Consider the following 16,168-nt stretch of genomic DNA (forward strand, 5'->3'; position numbering starts at 1 on the left):
TGTAGCAATTCGGTATGAATAACACGATCCGATGGTCCGGGGATGACGCTCGTCACCCCGCGCCCGGCTGCATCCCGCAGGAAGATGAGGGTAGTCTCAGACGAACTGGATAAGTTACCGCTTAGTAATCTCGCTCGGTTAAGTTCGAGGCCGCCCAGGAGCCCCCATGCAACTCGCCGCGATCATCGTGTCGCTGGTACTCGCCGTGGTCGGCGTTGCGCTGTTCAGCCGCGCCATCGCGCAGATCTATCGGTTCGTACGGCTCGGCCAGGACGTCCCGGCGGGCACCCGGACCAACGACTGGACCGCCCGCACCGCCACGGTGATCAGGGAGTTCCTCGGCCACACCCGCATGAACCGCTGGGGCGTGGTCGGCGTCGCCCACTGGTTCGTCGCGGTCGGCTTCTTCTCCCTGGTGCTGACCCTGGTCAACGCCTTCGGCCAGCTCTTCCAGGCCGACTGGGCGCTGCCCGTCATCGGCAGGTGGCTGCCGTACGAGCTGTTCGTCGAGTTCATCGGCACCATGACGTCGCTGGGCATCCTCACCCTGATCGTCATCCGGCAGCTGAGCCACCCCAGGCGGCCCGGGCGCAAGTCCCGCTTCGCGGGCTCCAACTTCGGCCAGGCGTACTTCGTCGAGGCCGTCATCCTCGTCATCGGCCTCGCGATCATGACGCTGCGCGGCCTGGAGGGGGCGCTCGCCGGCGTGCACCACTACGAGGCCGCGTACTTCGCCTCGTACCCGCTGGTGCTCGCCTTCAAGGGACTGAGCGTCTCCACGCTGCAGAACCTGGTCTACCTCACGGCCATGATCAAGATCGGGACGTCCTTCATCTGGATGATCACGGTCTCGCTGATGACCGACATGGGCGTGGCCTGGCACCGCTTCCTCGCGTTCCCGAACATCTTCTTCAAGCGCAACGCCACCGGCGAGACCTCCCTCGGCGCCCTGCTGCCGATGACCTCCGGCGGCAAGCCGATCGACTTCACCGACCCCGGCGAGGACGACGTCTTCGGCGTCTCCCAGGTCGAGCAGTTCTCCTGGAAGGGCCTGCTGGACTTCTCCACCTGCACCGAGTGCGGCCGCTGCCAGTCGCAGTGCCCCGCCTGGAACACCGGCAAGCCGCTCTCCCCGAAGCTGCTGATCATGTCGCTGCGCGACCACGCCCACGCCAAGGCGCCGTACCTGCTCGCGGGCGGCGGCAAGACCATGGAGGGCGAGGAGAAGGCCTCCGAGGAGCAGCTGAAGGACGTCCCCGCCGCCGCGCTGGCCGAGGCCGAGCGGCCGCTGATCGGCACCGCCGAGGAGAACGGCGTCATCGACCCGGACGTGCTGTGGTCCTGCACCACGTGCGGCGCCTGCGTCGAGCAGTGCCCGGTGGACATCGAGCACGTCGACCACATCGTCGACATGCGCCGCTACCAGGTGATGATCGAGTCCGCGTTCCCGTCCGAGGCGGGCACGATGCTCAAGAACCTGGAGAAGAAGGGCAACCCCTGGGGCCTGGCCAAGAAGCAGCGCCTGGAGTGGACCAAGGAGGTCGACTTCGAGGTCCCGGTCGTCGGCAAGGACATCGAGGACCTCTCCGAGGTCGAGTACCTGTACTGGGTCGGCTGCGCCGGCGCCCTGGAGGACCGGGCCAAGAAGACCACCAAGGCCTTCGCCGAGCTGCTGCACATCGCGGGCGTGAAGTTCGCGATCATGGGCGGCGACGAGAAGTGCACCGGTGACTCCGCCCGCCGCCTGGGCAACGAGCCCCTGTTCCAGGAGCTCGGCATGGAGAACGTGGCCGCGCTGAACATGGCCTTCGGCGAGGAGACCGACGAGGACGGCAACGTCACGCCGGAGTCCAGGAAGCCGAAGTCCGCGAAGAAGATCGTCGCCACCTGCCCGCACTGCCTGAACACGCTCGGCAACGAGTACCCGCAGCTCGGCGGCGACTACGAGGTCATCCACCACACCCAGCTGCTCCAGCACCTGGTGGACGAGGGCAAGCTGATCCCGGTCACCCCGGTCGAGGGCATCATCACCTACCACGACCCGTGCTACCTGGGCCGCCACAACAAGATCTACACGCCTCCGCGCGAGATCATCGGCAAGGTGCCCGGCCTGCGCAACGAGGAGATGCACCGCCACAAGGAACGCGGCTTCTGCTGCGGCGCCGGCGGCGCCCGGATGTGGATGGAGGAGCGGATCGGCAAGCGCATCAACAACGAGCGCGTCGACGAGGCCCTCTCGCTCAACCCGGACATCGTCTCCACCGCCTGCCCGTTCTGCCTGGTCATGCTCACCGACTCGGTCAACGGCAAGAAGAACGACGGCAAGGCGAAGGAGTCGATCCAGGTGGTCGACGTCGCCCAGCTGCTCCTGGACTCCGTCAGGACGCCGGTCGACCCGGCGGGCGAGGCCGAGACGGAGACCGAGCCGGAGCCCGAGCCGGTGAAGTAACGGCCCCTGCAACCCGACGGCGCCCCCTGACCCGCACAGGCAGGGGGCGCCGTCGTGTGCCCGTCAGGCGCTCAGGCGCTCTTCGGCGCCGCCTGCTGCACCACCTCGAAGGACCACAGGGTCGAGCCGGAGGCGGCCGGCTTCGGGCGTTCGCCGCCCTCCCCGCCGCCCTGGTGGGCCGACTTCATCGGCCCCTCCATCCAGGCCTGGAACGACTCCTCGTCACGCCAGCGCGTGTACACGAGATAGGTGTCGGTGCCCTCCACGGGGCGCAGCAGCTCGAACCACTCGAAGCCGTCGGAGTTCTCCACCGCGTGCGCCCGCGAGGCGAACCGCTTCTCCAGGGTCTCCCGCTGCTCGGCGGGAACGGTCAGCACGTTGATCTTCACTACGCTCATGGAACCATCCTGCCCGCACCGGCCGCGCGCTTCCCGCCGCCCCGGCCGTGCCCGGCGCACGGCGGGCCCGGATGTTTACCCGACTCACGTGCAACCCTTACGCCCCACCGCTGGTCTCCTGATCGCCGACCGCCCGGTGAACCGCGGGACAACTCCCGACGAACACGGACGGTCCGCACACCATCGTCTGCGGATGCCCGCCAGGCATCCCCCGCATGCCGTAGGAGACTGCATGCACCTGCACACGCGACTCGCCCTCGCCACGGCCACCGCGGCCGCGCTGACGGGCGGTCTGCTCACGTTCGCCGCCTCGCCCGCCGCGGCCGCCGACTCCTTCAAGGTCGCGAAGGCCGACTTCAACGGCGACGGCATCGGCGACATCGCCACGTCCGCGGCCGGCGCCTACGTCAGCGGCCACAAGAACGCCGGCCAGGTCGTCGTCCTGTACGGCTCCGCCGGCGGCGTCACCTCCGCCAAGCGCACCACCATCAGCCAGAACACCCCGGGCGTCCCCGGCACCGCCGAGGCCGGCGACTCCTTCGGTTACGACCTGGCCTACGCCGACTTCAACGGCGACGGCTACGACGACCTCGCCGTCGGCACCCCCGACGAGAAGGTCGGCACCGACACCAACGGCGGCGGTGTCGCCATCCTCTTCGGCTCCAGCAGCGGCCTCACCGGCAAGGCCGTCGACCTGCCGGACCCCGCCCCCTCCTCCCACGACTTCTGGGGCAAGAACCTGGCCGCCGGCGACTTCGACGGCGACGGCAAGGCCGACCTGGTCGTGGGCAGCTCCTCCAGCACCCTCTACCTCTACAAGGGCGGCTTCACCACCTCCGGCGCCTACGGCAGCCGCACCACCGTCAAGCCGCCCATCGTCTCCGGCACCAACGACTACCCGTACGGCCCGATGAACCTGACCGCCGGGGACGTCAACGGCGACGGCCGCACGGACCTCGTCGTCGACGGCTACGAGACGAAGACGTCGAACGGCTGGAACACCAACTACTGGCTGCCCGGCGGCGCGAGCGGCCTGAGCGGCTCCACCGCCAAGGCGCTCAAGCCCGGCATCATCACCGCCATCGGCGACATCAACGGCGACGGCTTCGGCGACATCGTCAGCGGCGCCGACTGGGACTCCACCACCAGCGACGGCACGCCCATCCCGGACTCCTCAAACGGCGGCCGGGTCAGCGTCACCTACGGCTCCGCGTCCGGCCCCGCCAGCACCACCGTCATCACCCAGAACACCGGCAGCGTGCCCGGCACCTCCGAGAAGGGCGACGCCTTCGGCTGGGAACTGGACCTCGGCGACATCAACGGCGACGGCTACCAGGACCTCGTCGTCAGCAGCCCCCAGGAGGACCTCGACGGCGTCACCGACGCCGGCATGGTCACCGTGCTGTACGGCTCGGCGTCCGGCGTGAACACCGCCTCCGGCGCCCAGGCCTTCGAGCAGAACACCCCCGGCGTGCCCGGCACCAGCGAGAAGTCCGACCTGTTCGGCGCCGACGTCAAGCTCGACGACGTCACCGGCGACGGCAAGGCCGATCTGGTCGTGGGCTCGTACGAGAACAGCGGCAACGGTGGCATCACCTACCTCCCGTCCGACGGTACGAAGATCACCACGAGCGGCTCGCGCTCCTTCGGCCCGTCCGACGTGAGCGTCTCCACCAGCGGCACGCCCCAGTTCGGCGCCGTCTTCGCCGACTGAGACCCCGTACCGCCGACCCGTCCGCCCCGACCCGCCGCCCGATCAGCCGGCCCCTCAGGAGAGCCCCGATGCGCACAGCCACCTCCGCCGCCCTCGCGGCCACTCTGCTCACCGCGGGGCTGACCCCGCTGGCGCTGAGCACCCCGGCCGCCGCCGCGGTCGCCAAGCAGTACGACGACTTCAACGGCGACGGCCACCGGGACCTGGCCTTCCAGGGCTACAGCCGGGACGGCGGGGGGAGCGGTGCGGTCACCGTCGTCTACGGCGGCGCCAAGGGACCGGACACCGCGCACACGCAGACGGTCGACCAGAACAGCCCCGGCGTGCCCGGCACGAACGAGGAGGACGACCTCTTCGGCGAGGCGCTCGCCGGGGCCGACCTCAACAAGGACGGGTACTCCGACCTGGTTGTCGGCAACCCGACCGAGAAGGTCGGCGGTGACGAGTACCGGGGCACGGTCACCATCCTCTGGGGCTCCGCCTCGGGTCTGTCCGGCGGCACCACGCTCAGCCCGAAGGGCCGTGCCAACACCTCCGAGGCGCACTTCGGCGGCTCCCTCGCCACCGGCGACTTCACCGGCGACGGCTCGCCCGACATCGCGGTCGTCGGCGGGCTGGAAGCCTTCCTGTACCGGGGCCCCTTCACCAAGGCCGGGCACACCGGAACCGTCAGCGTGATCGACAAGACGGACGCGGGCTGGTACTCCTCCCGGCTCGTGGCCGGCAACGTCAACGGCGACGGCAGGACCGACCTCGTCGTCGTCGGCGAGCAGTTCCCCGACGCCGCGAGCACCACTCCGAAGCAGCGCGCCTGGTTCCTCAAGGGCTCCTCCTCCGGTCTGGTCTCCGGTGCCTCCAAGACGCTGCCGGTAGGCGCCTGGGACGCGGCCATCGGCGACTTCGACAAGGACGGCTACGGCGACATCGCCCTCGGCCTGCCCGAGCAGGACCACGGCAAGGGCGCGGTGACCGTGTGGCGCGGCGGGGCCTCGGGCCCCAGCGGCTCCACCACGTTCACCCAGGCCACCGCGGGCGTCTCCGGCACCCCCGAGGCCGACGACGACTTCGGAGCGGCCGTCTCGGCCGGTGACACCAACGGTGACGGCTACGCGGACCTCGCGGTCGGCGTACCCCTGGAGGACGTCGACGGCACCGAGGACCAGGGCGGCGTGCACGTCTTCCGCGGCGGCTCCGGGGGCCTGAGCGGCAACCGCTCGTCCTGGATCCCCGAGACGAGCGCCGCCCCGGCCACCACGGACGCGGAGTTCGGCTACACCGTCCGCCTGCGCGACCTCACCGGCGACGGCAGAGCGGAGCTGGGGATCGGCCTGGTGAACGGCGCGGTCCTGCTCCGCGGCACCGCCACGGTCCCGACGACGTCCGGTGCCGTGCGGCTGCCGATGGTGGGCGGCGCCTTCCTGGACTGACGTCCCGGAACCGACGGACGGGGCGCATCCCTGAGGCCCGGCGGGGCAGGGCCCCTGGAAATCCCCGGGGACCTGCCCTGACGGTCCCTTAGGGGATGTCACAGGTCGGCCGCAAAGCCCGGCCCGGACGCCCGGGCCGGGCACGTCACTCTCCGGGACCGGGTACGTTCGATGACGTGGCTGGATTCAGGATCGGACGCGGGGGCCGGGACAACCGCACCCCCCAAGGACAGCAGGCGCCGCAGGGACCGTCGTACGGCCGGCCCGGACCGCAGCACGGGCAGCCGGGAGCGCCGTACGGGCAGCCCTCGGGGCCCTCGTACGGCTATCCGCAGGCGCCGCAGCGGCCGTACCCGCAGCAGTCGTACCCGCAGCCTGGCCGGCAGCCGTACGCGCAGCAGGGGCAGCCCTACGGCTACCCGGGCCCGGCGGCCGGGGACGGGCCGGAGTACTTCGGCGACGGCGGCCACCCTGGCGGCGCGGGCCAGGACCCGTACGCGGCGAACAACCCCGGTCACACCCAGGCGTTCTCCATCGACGAGGCCGCCGGCTACACGCAGGGCGCGACCTACCAGGCCGGCTCGGCCGCCGCGCCCGCGGCTCCGCTGGGCCCGCCGCTGCACTGGAAGGACCTGCTGAGGGGGATCGTCCTCTCCCCCAACCAGACCTTCCTGCGCATGCGGGACTACACGATGTGGGCCCCGGCGCTCATCACCACCTTCCTCTACGGCCTGCTGGCCGTGTTCGGCTTCGACGGCGCCCGCCAGGACGCGATCGGCGCCACGCTCTCCAACGCGGTGCCGATCGTGCTGATCACGGCGGTCGTGATGGTGCTCGGCCTGTTCATCCTGGGCGTGGTCACCCACACCCTGGCCCGCCAGCTGGGCGGCGACGGCGCCTGGCAGCCGACGGTCGGCCTGTCCATGCTGATCACGGCGCTCACGGACGCGCCCCGCCTGGTCTTCGCCATGTTCTTCGGCGGCGACGCCGGTTTCGTGCAGCTGCTCGGCTGGGCCACCTGGATCGGCGCGGGCGCCCTGCTGACCCTGATGGTCTCCCGCTCCCACGACCTGCCCTGGCCGAAGGCGCTGGGCGCGTCGGCGCTCCAGCTGATCGCGCTGCTGTCCATAGTGAAGCTGGGGACGTTCTAGTCCTCGAGGCATGGCACACGAAAGGGCCCCGGCGAGGCAGCCGGGGCCCTTCTCATTTGCGCTGTACGGGGGCTGTCGGGGGCTGTACGGGGGAAAAGGCATCCACTGCAGCGTGGCCCCGCAATCGTTCCGCGGCTGCCGTCGTCATCCTGTCCACCGAGCCGAGACTCGGCATCAGGGACGACGAAAGGCATGGCCGAATGAAACTCGCCAAGAGTTTTGCCATGATCAGCGCCGCTGCGACGGCGGCGATCCTCTTCAGCGCCGGCGGCGCACAAGCCCAGCTCGCTCATTCCATGGGAGTGAGCGGAAAGGGCGACACCGGCAGCACTCAGACGATCACCAACACAAACACCAACAACAATGGCGCCGGCCCGAACAACAACAATAACAACAACAACAATTTGAGCGGCGGGCCGAACAACAATAACAACAACAACGCCGGAAACCCGGCGAACAACAATAACAACGCCAAGGCCTGATTGCGCTGCTGCCGGCAGGGGACGGGGCCGTTCGGCTTCCCCAGCCGGCGCCAAGGGCCCCCGACGCCGCAGCCGGGGGCCCTCACACATGTGTTCGTCATGGCCGGCGTGACGGAAGTTCTGCGGCTGTACGGGGGAAAAGGCGGCCACTGCAGCGTGCCCGGCAATCGATCCGTGGCCGCCGTCGCCATCCTGTCCACCGAGCCGAGACCGGCACCAGGGACGACGAAAGGCTGGCCGAATGAAACTCGCCAAGAGAATCGCCACGATCAGCGCCGCTGCGACGGCGGCGATCCTCTTCAGCGCCGGCGGCGCACAGGCAGCCCAGACCGACGGGGGACTCATCGCGCTCCTGGGCAACCTCCCGCTGCTGCACCTCGCCGACCAGGCAGCGTCGGCCGGACAAGGTCAGAAGGCCGGCAACAGCGAGACCACCACGAACAACAACGTCAACACCAACGGTGTCGGCCCGAATAACAACAACAATAACAACAATAATGGCGGCGGCGGGCCGAACAACAATAACAATAACAACAACGGCGACACCCAGACCCAAGGCGGCGGGGGCGGACTCTTCCCGCTCCTGGGCAAGTCGCTCATCAACTTCCAGGTCTGCTACACAAAGGGCCAGGACGGGTCGGGAAACACGCTTACCGGCAACCAGAACATCAACTGCCACCAGAACTGAGTTCCGGACACAGAACAGTCCGGCGGCCGGGTGCATACGCACCACCGGCCGCCGGACTGTGACGTTCAGCCGTTGTTGTTGTTATTGTTGTTGTTGTTCGCCCCGCCGCCGTTGTTGTTGTTATTGTTGTTGTTGTTCGCGCCCCCACCGTTGTTGTTGTTATTGTTGTTGTTGTTCGCGCCCCCGCCGTTGTTGTTGTTATTGTTGTTGTTGTTCGCCCCGCCGCCGTTGTTGTTGTTATTGTTGTTGTTGTTCGCCCCGCCGCCGTTGTTGTTGTTATTGTTGTTGTTGTTCCGATGTCCCTTGTGTCGGTTGTTGTTGTTATTGTTGTTGTTGTTTCCGCCTCGGCCGTTGTTGTTGTTATTGTTGTTGTTTCCACCCCCGCCGTTATTATTGTTGTTATTGTTGTTGTTGCCTCCGCCGTTGTCGCTCGGTGCCGTCACGTGCGCAACCGTGGGCGTCGGGGCGGCGAACGCGGTGGAGGGCGTCAGGGCCCCGCCCGCGGCCAGAGCGGCCGATGCGGTCAGCACCGCGGTACGCTTTGCGATCTTGTGGATCATGACGATTCCTTTTCGAGGGCTACGTGATTGTGCCGATTCAGGGCTTATTGGGCCCCGCCACTCCGCCCGCGTCATTCGCCGAAATCTCGTGACTTGACAACCGGCCGGGTTGGACTCTTTTCGAGCATGCTCTGACGCCCCCGGGGGGCACATCGGGTGGACGCCCCAAGTTCCACCCGGCGCACCCCACATCCCACCCAAGAAACCGGGGCGACGCCCCACCCGCCGCCCCTTCTTGATCCTCTGGATCTTTTGCGCGGCTCGGGTCACAGAGGGAAACTGGCGGGTGATGGACCTGCTGGAGCGAGAGACCGTGCTCCAGGACCTCACCGGCCACCTGCAGGACGCCGTAAGCGGCCCTGGACGTCTCGTCCTTGTGCGCGGTGAGGCCGGCATCGGAAAGACCGCCGTCGTCAACCGTCTGACCCGGCTGGCCGGTCCCCAGATCCGGGTGCTGGTCGGCGCCTGCGACCCGCTGGCCACGCCCCGTCCCCTCGGCCCCCTGGTGGACCTGGCTCCGCGCCTGGGCCAGGCGGTGCGCACCGCGCTGACCGGCGCGCTGGCGGGCGCCTGCCGTCCCGACGAGGTCTTCGACTGCCTGCTCGCCGATCTGGGGTCCTATCCCAGCCTGCTCGTCGTGGAGGACGTCCACTGGGCCGACGAGGCCACGATGGACCTGCTGCGGTATCTGGCCCGGCGCCTGCCGAGCGTTCCGGTGCTGCTGGTGGTCAGCTACCGCGACGACGAGATCGGCCGCACCCACGACGTGACCGCTCTCCTCGGCACCCTGGCCGGTTATCCATGGGTGTACCGCCACGACCTCGCCCCGCTGAGCCGACGGGCCGTGGCCCGGCTGGCCGCCGGGCACGCCGTCGACGCCGAGCATCTGTATCAGGTGTCCGCCGGCAACCCGTTCATCGTCACCGAGATCCTCGCCGCCCCCGCCGAGTCCATCCCGGCCACGGTGCGCGAGGCCGTCGCCGGCCGCCTGGCCGGCCTGTCGGCCGCGGCGCGCGAGGTCGTCGACATGCTCTCCGTCCTGGGGCGCCGGGCCTCGCTGCCGCTGCTGGCCGGCATGCTGCCGTCCTGCGAGGAGGCGCTCGACGAGGCCGTGGCCGGCGGAATCGTACGGACCGACGGGCAGACGGCCGAGTTCCGTCACGAGCTGACCCGGCTGGCGGTGCTGGACTCCGTCCCCGCCGCCTACCGTCTGCGGGTGCACCGGCAGGCGCTCGCCGCGATGCGGTCCGGCCCGGTCGCCGCGGACGATCTGACGCTGCTCGCCGACCACGCCGAAGGTGCCGGGGACGCGGCCGCCGTACTGGAGTTCGCGCCCGCCGCGGCCGCCCGTGCCGCCGCGCTGGGCGCCCACAGGGAGGCCGCCGCGCAGTACGCCCGCGCCCTGCGGTACGCAGACCGCCTGCCGGCCGACCGGCAGAGCTCCCTGCTGGAAGGCCACTCGCAGGCCTGCCTCCTGTCCGGCCGGCTGGACGAGGGGGTCGCCTCCCGCCGCAGGGCGGTGACGCTGCGCCGCGCCCTGGGTGACCGGCTGCGCGAGGGCGAGGACCTGCGGTGGCTGTCGTGGTGGCTGTGGCCCGACGGGCGGGCCGTGGAGGCCAGGCGGACCGGCCTGGACGCGGTGCGGGTGCTCGAAGAGCTGCGGCCGAGCCGGGAGCTGGCCCGGGCGTACCTGAACCTGTGCCAGCTGGCCTGTTACCGGCACGAGGCGGTCACGGTGACCGACGCCTACGCCGCGAGGGCGATCGCTCTGGGTGAGCGCTTCGGGGATGCCGGGGTGGTCGCGCAGGCGCGCTTCCACGCCGCGGCGGCACGCATGCTGAGCGAGGACTCCGGCTGGACGGAGTGCGAACAGGCGGTGACCCACGCCATGGCGCGGCATCTGCCGGAGGACGCGGGCCTCATGGCGCTCACCATGTGCTGGTTCACCGCGCTCAAGCGCGACACCGCCGGGACCACCGCGGCCGTGGACCGGGCGGAAGCCTATTGCCTCGACCGCGACCTGTTGTCGTACCTGCTGTGCACGCGGGCCTGGGGAAGCTGGGGGCTGCTGGCCCGGGGCCTGTGGAGCGAGGCCGCCGACGCCGCACAGAACGTGCTGTCCCATCCCAGCTCGCCCCCGGTCGTCCGCGCCCTGGCCCTGACCGTCCAGGGCCTGGTGCGGGCCCGGCAGGGCAAGGGCCAGGTGTGGCCGCTGCTGGAGCGGGCGGCGAACCTGGTCGACGCCGACTGCCTGCTGGACACGGGCCTGGGGTGGGAGGCCCGGGTGGAGGCGGCCTGGCTGGCGGGTGACCACGAGCGGGTGCGGACGCAGGCGCAGCACGGTCTGGACGCGTTGGCCGGACGCACCCATCCCTGGCTGTCCGGGCCGCTGGCCTGCTGGATCCGCCGCGTCGGAGGAGCGCCCCCGCAGGTGCCCGCGGCCGGACCCTGCGCGCTGGAGCTGGCCGGCGACTGGGCGGGCGCCGCGGTCCGGTGGGACCGGCTCGGCTGCCCGTACCAGGCCGCGCTGGTCCGCCTGTCCGGGGACGCGCCCGCGCTGCACGAGGCCCTGGCCGCCTTCGAGGCCCTCGGCGCCCGGCCGGCCGTGGCGCGCACCCGCGCCGTGATGCGTGCCCGCGGCGTCCGCCCGGTCCGGCGCGGCCCGCGGGCCGCCACCCGCGCCAATCCGTACGGGCTGACCCTCCGGGAGATGGACGTCCTCAAGCTGCTGCACGAGGGCCTGTCGGACGCCGAGATCGCCGCCCGCCTCTACATCACGCCCAAGACCGCCGGTCACCACGTGGGCGCGGTACTGGCCAAACTCGGCGTCCACACCCGGCAGGAAGCCGCCCGCAAGCTCCACCATTCCGAGCGCTGAGACCCAGCACTCCGAGGGGTGACGACCATGCAGAAGACAGCCTCACGGATCGCCGGCCTTCTAACCGCGGCCTCCTGCTGCCTGGCCCTCGGCGCCTGGGCCGCACCGACAGGCGTCTGGGCCGCGCCCACGGACGCCCGGGCCGCGCCCGCGCCCGCGAAGTCGGCACCTCGGTGTTATGCGACGACGCGCGACCCGACCGCCGTCGTGTGCTACCGGACGTCCTGGAAGGCCGAGTTCAGGCACGGCGAGATGGTCTACGTCCCGCTGCTCGTCCAGGTGCCCACACCGTCGCCTCCACCGCCGGTGACGACCGTCGGCAGCCTGGACGACATCCGCCCGGCCACCACCGCGTGATCCCCTGCTCACGCGCCCGATGCGCTCAGGCGTCGAGCACCTGCCCGGCCCGCCTGACCACGGGGGGCTCGACACTCCACGGGAAGTTGATCCAGTCGTCGGTGCGCTTCCAGACGTACTCGCACTTCACGAGGGAGTGGGACTTCTCATAGATCACCGCGGAGCGCACCTCGGCGACGGTGTCGAGGCAGAAGTCGCGGACGAGCTTGAGCGTCTTGCCGGTGTCGGCGACGTCGTCGGTGATCAGGACCTTCTTGTCGGAGAAGTCGATCACGTTGGGTACGGGCGCCAGCATGACCGGCATCTCCAGGGTGGTCCCCACCCCGGTGTAGAACTCCACGTTCACGAGGTGGATGTTCTTGCAGTCCAGGGCGTAGGCGAGCCCGCCCGCGACGAACACCCCGCCCCGGGCGATGCTGAGCACGATGTCGGGCTCGTACCCGTCGTCGGCGATCGTCTGCGCCAGTTCCCGGATGGCGACGCCGAACGCCTCGTAGGTCAGGTTCTCCCGCACTTCACTCATGTCGCCGTGGCCCTCACACCTGGGTCCGATGGAAGTTGACGTAGGACCGCGAGGCGGTCGGCCCGCGCTGCCCCTGGTACCGGGAGCCGTAGCGCTCGCTGCCGTACGGGAACTCGGCGGGCGAACTGAGCCGGAACATGCACAGCTGCCCGATCTTCATCCCCGGCCAGAGCTTGATCGGGAGGGTGGCGAGATTGGACAGCTCGAGCGTGACGTGCCCGCTGAAGCCGGGGTCGATGAACCCGGCGGTGGAGTGCGTGACGAGCCCGAGCCGCCCGAGCGACGACTTGCCCTCCAGCCGCGAGGCGAGGTCGTCGGGCAGCGTGATGACCTCGTACGTCGAGGCGAGCACGAACTCACCGGGGTGCAGGATGAACGGCTCGTCGCCCTCCGGCTCGACCAGCCGGGTCAGATCGGGCTGCTCGACCGAGGGGTCGATGTGCGGGTACCGGTGGTTCTCGAACACCCGGAAGTAACGGTCCAGCCGGACATCGATGCTCGACGGCTGCACCATGGATTCGTCGTAGGGATCGATCCGTACCCGCCCGGCGTCGATCTCGGCCCGGATGTCCTTGTCTGAGAGAAGCACGTAGCGAGGATACGCAAGGCGCGCGCAGCCGTGACAATCGTGACGACTCCGCGCGCCCGGTGACGGCTCACGCCTTCGAACAGCGGCGGTCCTCGGCTAGCGCTTCTCCAGGGCGACCGGCACCACGCTGCGGAGCCGGGCGCACCGGGGGCACCTCATGAGCCGGCCGGGGCCGAGCCGGTCGGCCTGCTGCATCGGGAACGAAGCGGTGCTGAAGACGTGCCCGTCCGCGCAACGGACGACAGTGCGTTCCATCAAGTCCCTCAAGTCCCTTCCCCAAGAGCCTCGTCGGGCGTACGGCCCTGACGACAAAAGCCACATTACGGGATCAAAGAGACGACTCTCCAGGCGGCGCTCCGGCCTCCCCCGAGCCCTCCGCGAGGCCTCCACGGTACGCCCCAACTGCGCTCGCCCGCAGCCCGATCCCACCCCGGGAAACGACGCAGACCCCCGGACTCTGGGCACCGGGGGTCTGCGATGATGTACAGTGAGCAAGGTCCGGACACCGGCTCCGTGAGGGTCATGTCCGTACTTACGCGGGTGTAGTTTAATGGTAGAACATCAGCTTCCCAAGCTGAGAGCGCGAGTTCGATTCTCGTCACCCGCTCCAGAGAGAAACCCCAGGTCAGCAGCCTGGGGTTTGTTTATTGTCTAGGCCGATCTGAGGGGGCGTGCCCTCCGTGTGCCCTAAGTCGACACTGAGGGGCCGCCCCGGACGCGCCCAGACGCCACCCCTGCCCCATCGACCCAATCCGTCTGAAACGCGATCCGCGGACCACCTTGCCGCGACCGCGATCACCGTCGCACCATCCCTTTCTCCGCCTCCGGATCGGCCGGCGGCGGCGGCGTTCTGGCTTGCAGATACGCGTTGATCGCCGCGTCCAGCGCGTCACCGTCCGCATGCCGCAGGCCAACGGCATCGCTTGAGGTCAGGGGATCGGTCGGGGAGCCCAGTTGCTCCAGTGCGGAAGGGAGAGGCAATGATGTCGGGGCACGCGCGGTCTCGCTCGGTTCTCACGGGTCTCGACAACGACGCGATCACCGGCACCGTGCCTATCTTCTCTCCGGGGCCCCTTGCCTCGCCACGGACATGACATCACGTCACTCATGAGACGGGCGAACCGTGCCTCTGGTTTCAGCAGGAACAAGGACCTCGGCAATCCTCATTCTCGATGACCAGAGGCACTTTCTGCTTTCCTCGCCGCCCGCCGGACGGCCGCTTCATGGAAGCGCGAGGTCAGATCACTTGCCGTGTGCCGCCATAATGGCATGAGACGCGGCAACCATGTTCTTTATCCCAGATCTTTCCTGCGAGAGCGCATGGGCGTCATGAGCAATTTCTCGATCCTCTATCGACGTTTCCACGCTTTGCCATTTCGAGATTAGCCCGGTCGATATCTTGCAATGATAATCATCTTCTGCTGTAGTCATTTCCGACTCAGTGGGAGCGGCTGTATCTATGTTCGCCTTCGAAAGTGCATCCAGAGGGCTTGTGAACTCGAAGCCGTAGGCGGACATGCATCTAGACCAAGCCGACGTAACTCGCACGACACGTTTATCTTTGAGTGACTTCGCGAAGCTGTCGCTTTTGATCTGCTGCGCAATGGGGGCGTCGACTTTCAATTTCCCATTTTGTGTCAGATTTCTTATCGCCTTGAACTGGCAGCCTTCGGGCGAAAGGCCGTTAGCGGACCCGTACCAAACTCTTTTCTGTGCGGGCGTCATCGGCTTGAAAGCGCTGGATTTATGATCACCGAGCCAGTCAGGAGGAAGGTGATAGCCGTACCGCGACACTTGCGCTTCAACAATCGGACCATATCTTCGAGCAACACGGTAGGGATCCGATGTCAGGTCTTCGCCCCCTCCGTAAAAAGGTACCGGGGCTACTCCAGCTGCACGCATGCAGTCGTTTGCCAGTAGCCACTCAGCCATTGCTACATCATGCCGATCGCGTTCCGTCGGTAGATACCGTTCCACGGGTAGGTAAAGTGGGTTCTCACTGCCGCTGCCAGACCTGGGCGCCACCTCCGGAGTTGGCGCGCCCACGCCACTATCCGAGCCGGCCCCACCGTGCGCACATCCGGATGTGAGAATGATTAGCACGGAAGTAATTGAAGCCGCTGCAAATACTCGCCTCATGATCCCCTGACCCTCTCAACAGCATTGACCCTCAATAGCATTGGCCATTGCGGGGGCATTCCTCCGCAATGGCCAATTGATTACTCAATGAAATACGGCCCGTTTGGATCGGGGGCCGAGTCTTGCCGCACTACGCTTCCCAAGAGGCTCTCATTACGGGCACTTTTGAATAATGGAGGCGTCTTCGTTGTAGGTGTAGTAAAGCTGCCCGTAGGAGCCAGTTTCCAGATAGTCTTCGTTGCCGCCGAAGTTGCTGTTGTAGAAGACGTGCAGTTCGCAGCCTAGAACGAGGTTGTTCTCGGCCGAGGCCGCGTTATTCTTGACTGCTTGACCAGCTCCAGCCCCGGCGGAATTGAATTTATAGCCGGCGAGGTCCGATATCTGGACCAATTCATGGGTCTGCAAGAAGGCACCGCTCTCCCCGGAGCTGTAATACAGGCATACCGAGTCACTTGCGCACCGCCCAGTGTGGCCGTAGTGGTCCGATGAGTCATGGGTGGCCGCCGATGCCGCGGTAGTGGAACCAACCAACAGAGCGGCCGAAAAGGCCAGCGCACCAATTGCCTTCTTGACGTACACGATTACCCCCACCAGTAGCGAGTCGTTAGTATTTCGTTGATCACTCTGCCCGGCCGAGCAGCTTAACGTCAAGACCATTGATCTACGATTTTGATCTCTATCGGCAACCTGACTGAGCCGGCTTGGTGGATGTCGAGACCGGTGACGGCCTAGACCGTCTCCCGGGTCTGCCACGGGTGGGTTGGCGCCTCCGCGCCGACATGACATGATCTTGACGTAACCAGGGGCGTTCCC

At 68.1% G+C, this 16,168-nt stretch carries 15 protein-coding genes and 1 tRNA gene; 9 read left to right on the forward strand and 7 right to left on the reverse strand.

The window, feature by feature from the left end; all coding sequences use genetic code 11:
- The first annotated feature begins 166 nt into the window (after nucleotides 1-166).
- On the forward strand, nucleotides 167-2,449 hold the full coding sequence (locus ACGFZN_RS09035; protein WP_393857815.1) for a (Fe-S)-binding protein: 2,283 nt from the start codon (nucleotides 167-169) through the stop codon (nucleotides 2,447-2,449).
- A 71-nt stretch (nucleotides 2,450-2,520) separates the two neighbouring features.
- On the opposite strand, the gene ACGFZN_RS09040 is transcribed toward ACGFZN_RS09035, so the two are convergent.
- Nucleotides 2,521-2,847: an antibiotic biosynthesis monooxygenase family protein gene (locus ACGFZN_RS09040; protein ID WP_393857816.1), complete on the reverse strand. Its 327-nt coding sequence runs from the start codon at nucleotides 2,845-2,847 to the stop codon at nucleotides 2,521-2,523.
- A 232-nt stretch (nucleotides 2,848-3,079) separates the two neighbouring features.
- Between ACGFZN_RS09040 and ACGFZN_RS09045 the strand changes: the two genes are divergently transcribed.
- The 5 genes from ACGFZN_RS09045 to ACGFZN_RS09065 all read left to right on the forward strand — a co-directional run bounded on the left by ACGFZN_RS09045 (nucleotide 3,080) and on the right by ACGFZN_RS09065 (nucleotide 8,309).
- Complete coding sequence (locus tag ACGFZN_RS09045) at nucleotides 3,080-4,561, forward strand: FG-GAP and VCBS repeat-containing protein (protein ID WP_393857817.1); 1,482 nt, start codon at nucleotides 3,080-3,082, stop codon at nucleotides 4,559-4,561.
- A 68-nt stretch (nucleotides 4,562-4,629) separates the two neighbouring features.
- On the forward strand, nucleotides 4,630-5,988 hold the full coding sequence (locus ACGFZN_RS09050; protein WP_393857818.1) for an FG-GAP and VCBS repeat-containing protein: 1,359 nt from the start codon (nucleotides 4,630-4,632) through the stop codon (nucleotides 5,986-5,988).
- 95 nt (nucleotides 5,989-6,083) lie between these two features.
- A complete protein-coding gene (locus ACGFZN_RS09055; RefSeq protein WP_393857819.1) occupies nucleotides 6,084-7,139 on the forward strand; it encodes a YIP1 family protein in 1,056 nt (351 codons plus the stop codon).
- A gap of 200 nt (nucleotides 7,140-7,339) precedes the next feature.
- Nucleotides 7,340-7,621, forward strand: a complete 282-nt coding sequence (locus ACGFZN_RS09060) for a hypothetical protein (protein ID WP_393857820.1) — start codon at nucleotides 7,340-7,342, stop codon at nucleotides 7,619-7,621.
- A gap of 241 nt (nucleotides 7,622-7,862) precedes the next feature.
- Nucleotides 7,863-8,309 (forward strand): hypothetical protein, encoded by a 447-nt coding sequence (locus ACGFZN_RS09065; RefSeq protein ID WP_393857821.1) that lies wholly within the window; start codon nucleotides 7,863-7,865, stop codon nucleotides 8,307-8,309.
- A gap of 65 nt (nucleotides 8,310-8,374) precedes the next feature.
- Here the strand turns inward: ACGFZN_RS09065 and ACGFZN_RS09070 are convergent, their stop codons facing one another.
- On the reverse strand, nucleotides 8,375-8,869 hold the full coding sequence (locus ACGFZN_RS09070; RefSeq protein ID WP_393857822.1) for a hypothetical protein: 495 nt from the start codon (nucleotides 8,867-8,869) through the stop codon (nucleotides 8,375-8,377).
- Nucleotides 8,870-9,158: 289 nt separating this feature from the next.
- Here ACGFZN_RS09070 and ACGFZN_RS09075 point away from each other — a divergent pair, with 289 nt between their 5' ends.
- Together ACGFZN_RS09075 and ACGFZN_RS09080 are read left to right on the forward strand one after the other, a co-directional pair.
- Entirely contained in the window at nucleotides 9,159-11,747 is a 2,589-nt protein-coding gene (locus ACGFZN_RS09075; RefSeq protein WP_393857823.1) for an ATP-binding protein, read from the forward strand.
- Nucleotides 11,748-11,774: 27 nt separating this feature from the next.
- Entirely contained in the window at nucleotides 11,775-12,104 is a 330-nt protein-coding gene (locus ACGFZN_RS09080; RefSeq protein ID WP_393857824.1) for a hypothetical protein, read from the forward strand.
- A gap of 25 nt (nucleotides 12,105-12,129) precedes the next feature.
- On the opposite strand, the gene ACGFZN_RS09085 is transcribed toward ACGFZN_RS09080, so the two are convergent.
- The 3 genes from ACGFZN_RS09085 to ACGFZN_RS09095 all read right to left on the reverse strand — a co-directional run bounded on the left by ACGFZN_RS09085 (nucleotide 12,130) and on the right by ACGFZN_RS09095 (nucleotide 13,471).
- On the reverse strand, nucleotides 12,130-12,627 hold the full coding sequence (locus ACGFZN_RS09085) for a phosphoribosyltransferase (RefSeq protein WP_393857825.1): 498 nt from the start codon (nucleotides 12,625-12,627) through the stop codon (nucleotides 12,130-12,132).
- Between the two features lie 13 nt (nucleotides 12,628-12,640).
- On the reverse strand, nucleotides 12,641-13,216 hold the full coding sequence (gene dcd, locus ACGFZN_RS09090; protein WP_330338749.1) for a dCTP deaminase: 576 nt from the start codon (nucleotides 13,214-13,216) through the stop codon (nucleotides 12,641-12,643).
- 96 nt (nucleotides 13,217-13,312) lie between these two features.
- Nucleotides 13,313-13,471: a hypothetical protein gene (locus ACGFZN_RS09095; protein ID WP_330338750.1), complete on the reverse strand. Its 159-nt coding sequence runs from the start codon at nucleotides 13,469-13,471 to the stop codon at nucleotides 13,313-13,315.
- Between the two features lie 281 nt (nucleotides 13,472-13,752).
- Between ACGFZN_RS09095 and ACGFZN_RS09100 the strand changes: the two genes are divergently transcribed.
- Nucleotides 13,753-13,826: transfer RNA gene (locus ACGFZN_RS09100), tRNA-Gly, on the forward strand.
- A 632-nt stretch (nucleotides 13,827-14,458) separates the two neighbouring features.
- On the opposite strand, the gene ACGFZN_RS09105 is transcribed toward ACGFZN_RS09100, so the two are convergent.
- Nucleotides 14,459-15,148 carry a hypothetical protein gene (locus ACGFZN_RS09105; RefSeq protein ID WP_393857826.1) on the reverse strand — a complete coding sequence of 230 codons (690 nt, stop codon included), beginning with the start codon at nucleotides 15,146-15,148 and terminating at the stop codon, nucleotides 14,459-14,461.
- A gap of 360 nt (nucleotides 15,149-15,508) precedes the next feature.
- Complete coding sequence (locus ACGFZN_RS09110) at nucleotides 15,509-15,934, reverse strand: peptidase inhibitor family I36 protein (RefSeq protein ID WP_393857827.1); 426 nt, start codon at nucleotides 15,932-15,934, stop codon at nucleotides 15,509-15,511.
- Nucleotides 15,935-16,168 lie beyond the last annotated feature (234 nt).

The sequence above is a fragment of the Streptomyces sp. NPDC048192 genome, from assembly GCF_043202415.1.
In the GTDB taxonomy this organism is placed as follows: Bacteria; Actinomycetota; Actinomycetes; order Streptomycetales; family Streptomycetaceae; genus Streptomyces.

What these genes read in the sequence shown, in the direction of transcription:
- ACGFZN_RS09035 (WP_393857815.1), top strand. Translation starts at nt 167, where the DNA reads ATGCAACTCGCCGCGATCATCGTGTCGCTGGTACTCGCCGTGGTCGGC.
- ACGFZN_RS09040 (WP_393857816.1), bottom strand. Translation starts at nt 2,847, where the DNA reads ATGAGCGTAGTGAAGATCAACGTGCTGACCGTTCCCGCCGAGCAGCGG.
- ACGFZN_RS09045 (WP_393857817.1), top strand. Translation starts at nt 3,080, where the DNA reads ATGCACCTGCACACGCGACTCGCCCTCGCCACGGCCACCGCGGCCGCG.
- ACGFZN_RS09050 (WP_393857818.1), top strand. Translation starts at nt 4,630, where the DNA reads ATGCGCACAGCCACCTCCGCCGCCCTCGCGGCCACTCTGCTCACCGCG.
- ACGFZN_RS09055 (WP_393857819.1), top strand. Translation starts at nt 6,084, where the DNA reads ATGTCACAGGTCGGCCGCAAAGCCCGGCCCGGACGCCCGGGCCGGGCA.
- ACGFZN_RS09060 (WP_393857820.1), top strand. Translation starts at nt 7,340, where the DNA reads ATGAAACTCGCCAAGAGTTTTGCCATGATCAGCGCCGCTGCGACGGCG.
- ACGFZN_RS09065 (WP_393857821.1), top strand. Translation starts at nt 7,863, where the DNA reads ATGAAACTCGCCAAGAGAATCGCCACGATCAGCGCCGCTGCGACGGCG.
- ACGFZN_RS09070 (WP_393857822.1), bottom strand. Translation starts at nt 8,869, where the DNA reads ATGATCCACAAGATCGCAAAGCGTACCGCGGTGCTGACCGCATCGGCC.
- ACGFZN_RS09075 (WP_393857823.1), top strand. Translation starts at nt 9,159, where the DNA reads ATGGACCTGCTGGAGCGAGAGACCGTGCTCCAGGACCTCACCGGCCAC.
- ACGFZN_RS09080 (WP_393857824.1), top strand. Translation starts at nt 11,775, where the DNA reads ATGCAGAAGACAGCCTCACGGATCGCCGGCCTTCTAACCGCGGCCTCC.
- ACGFZN_RS09085 (WP_393857825.1), bottom strand. Translation starts at nt 12,627, where the DNA reads ATGAGTGAAGTGCGGGAGAACCTGACCTACGAGGCGTTCGGCGTCGCC.
- ACGFZN_RS09095 (WP_330338750.1), bottom strand. Translation starts at nt 13,471, where the DNA reads ATGGAACGCACTGTCGTCCGTTGCGCGGACGGGCACGTCTTCAGCACC.
- ACGFZN_RS09105 (WP_393857826.1), bottom strand. Translation starts at nt 15,148, where the DNA reads ATGGCTGAGTGGCTACTGGCAAACGACTGCATGCGTGCAGCTGGAGTA.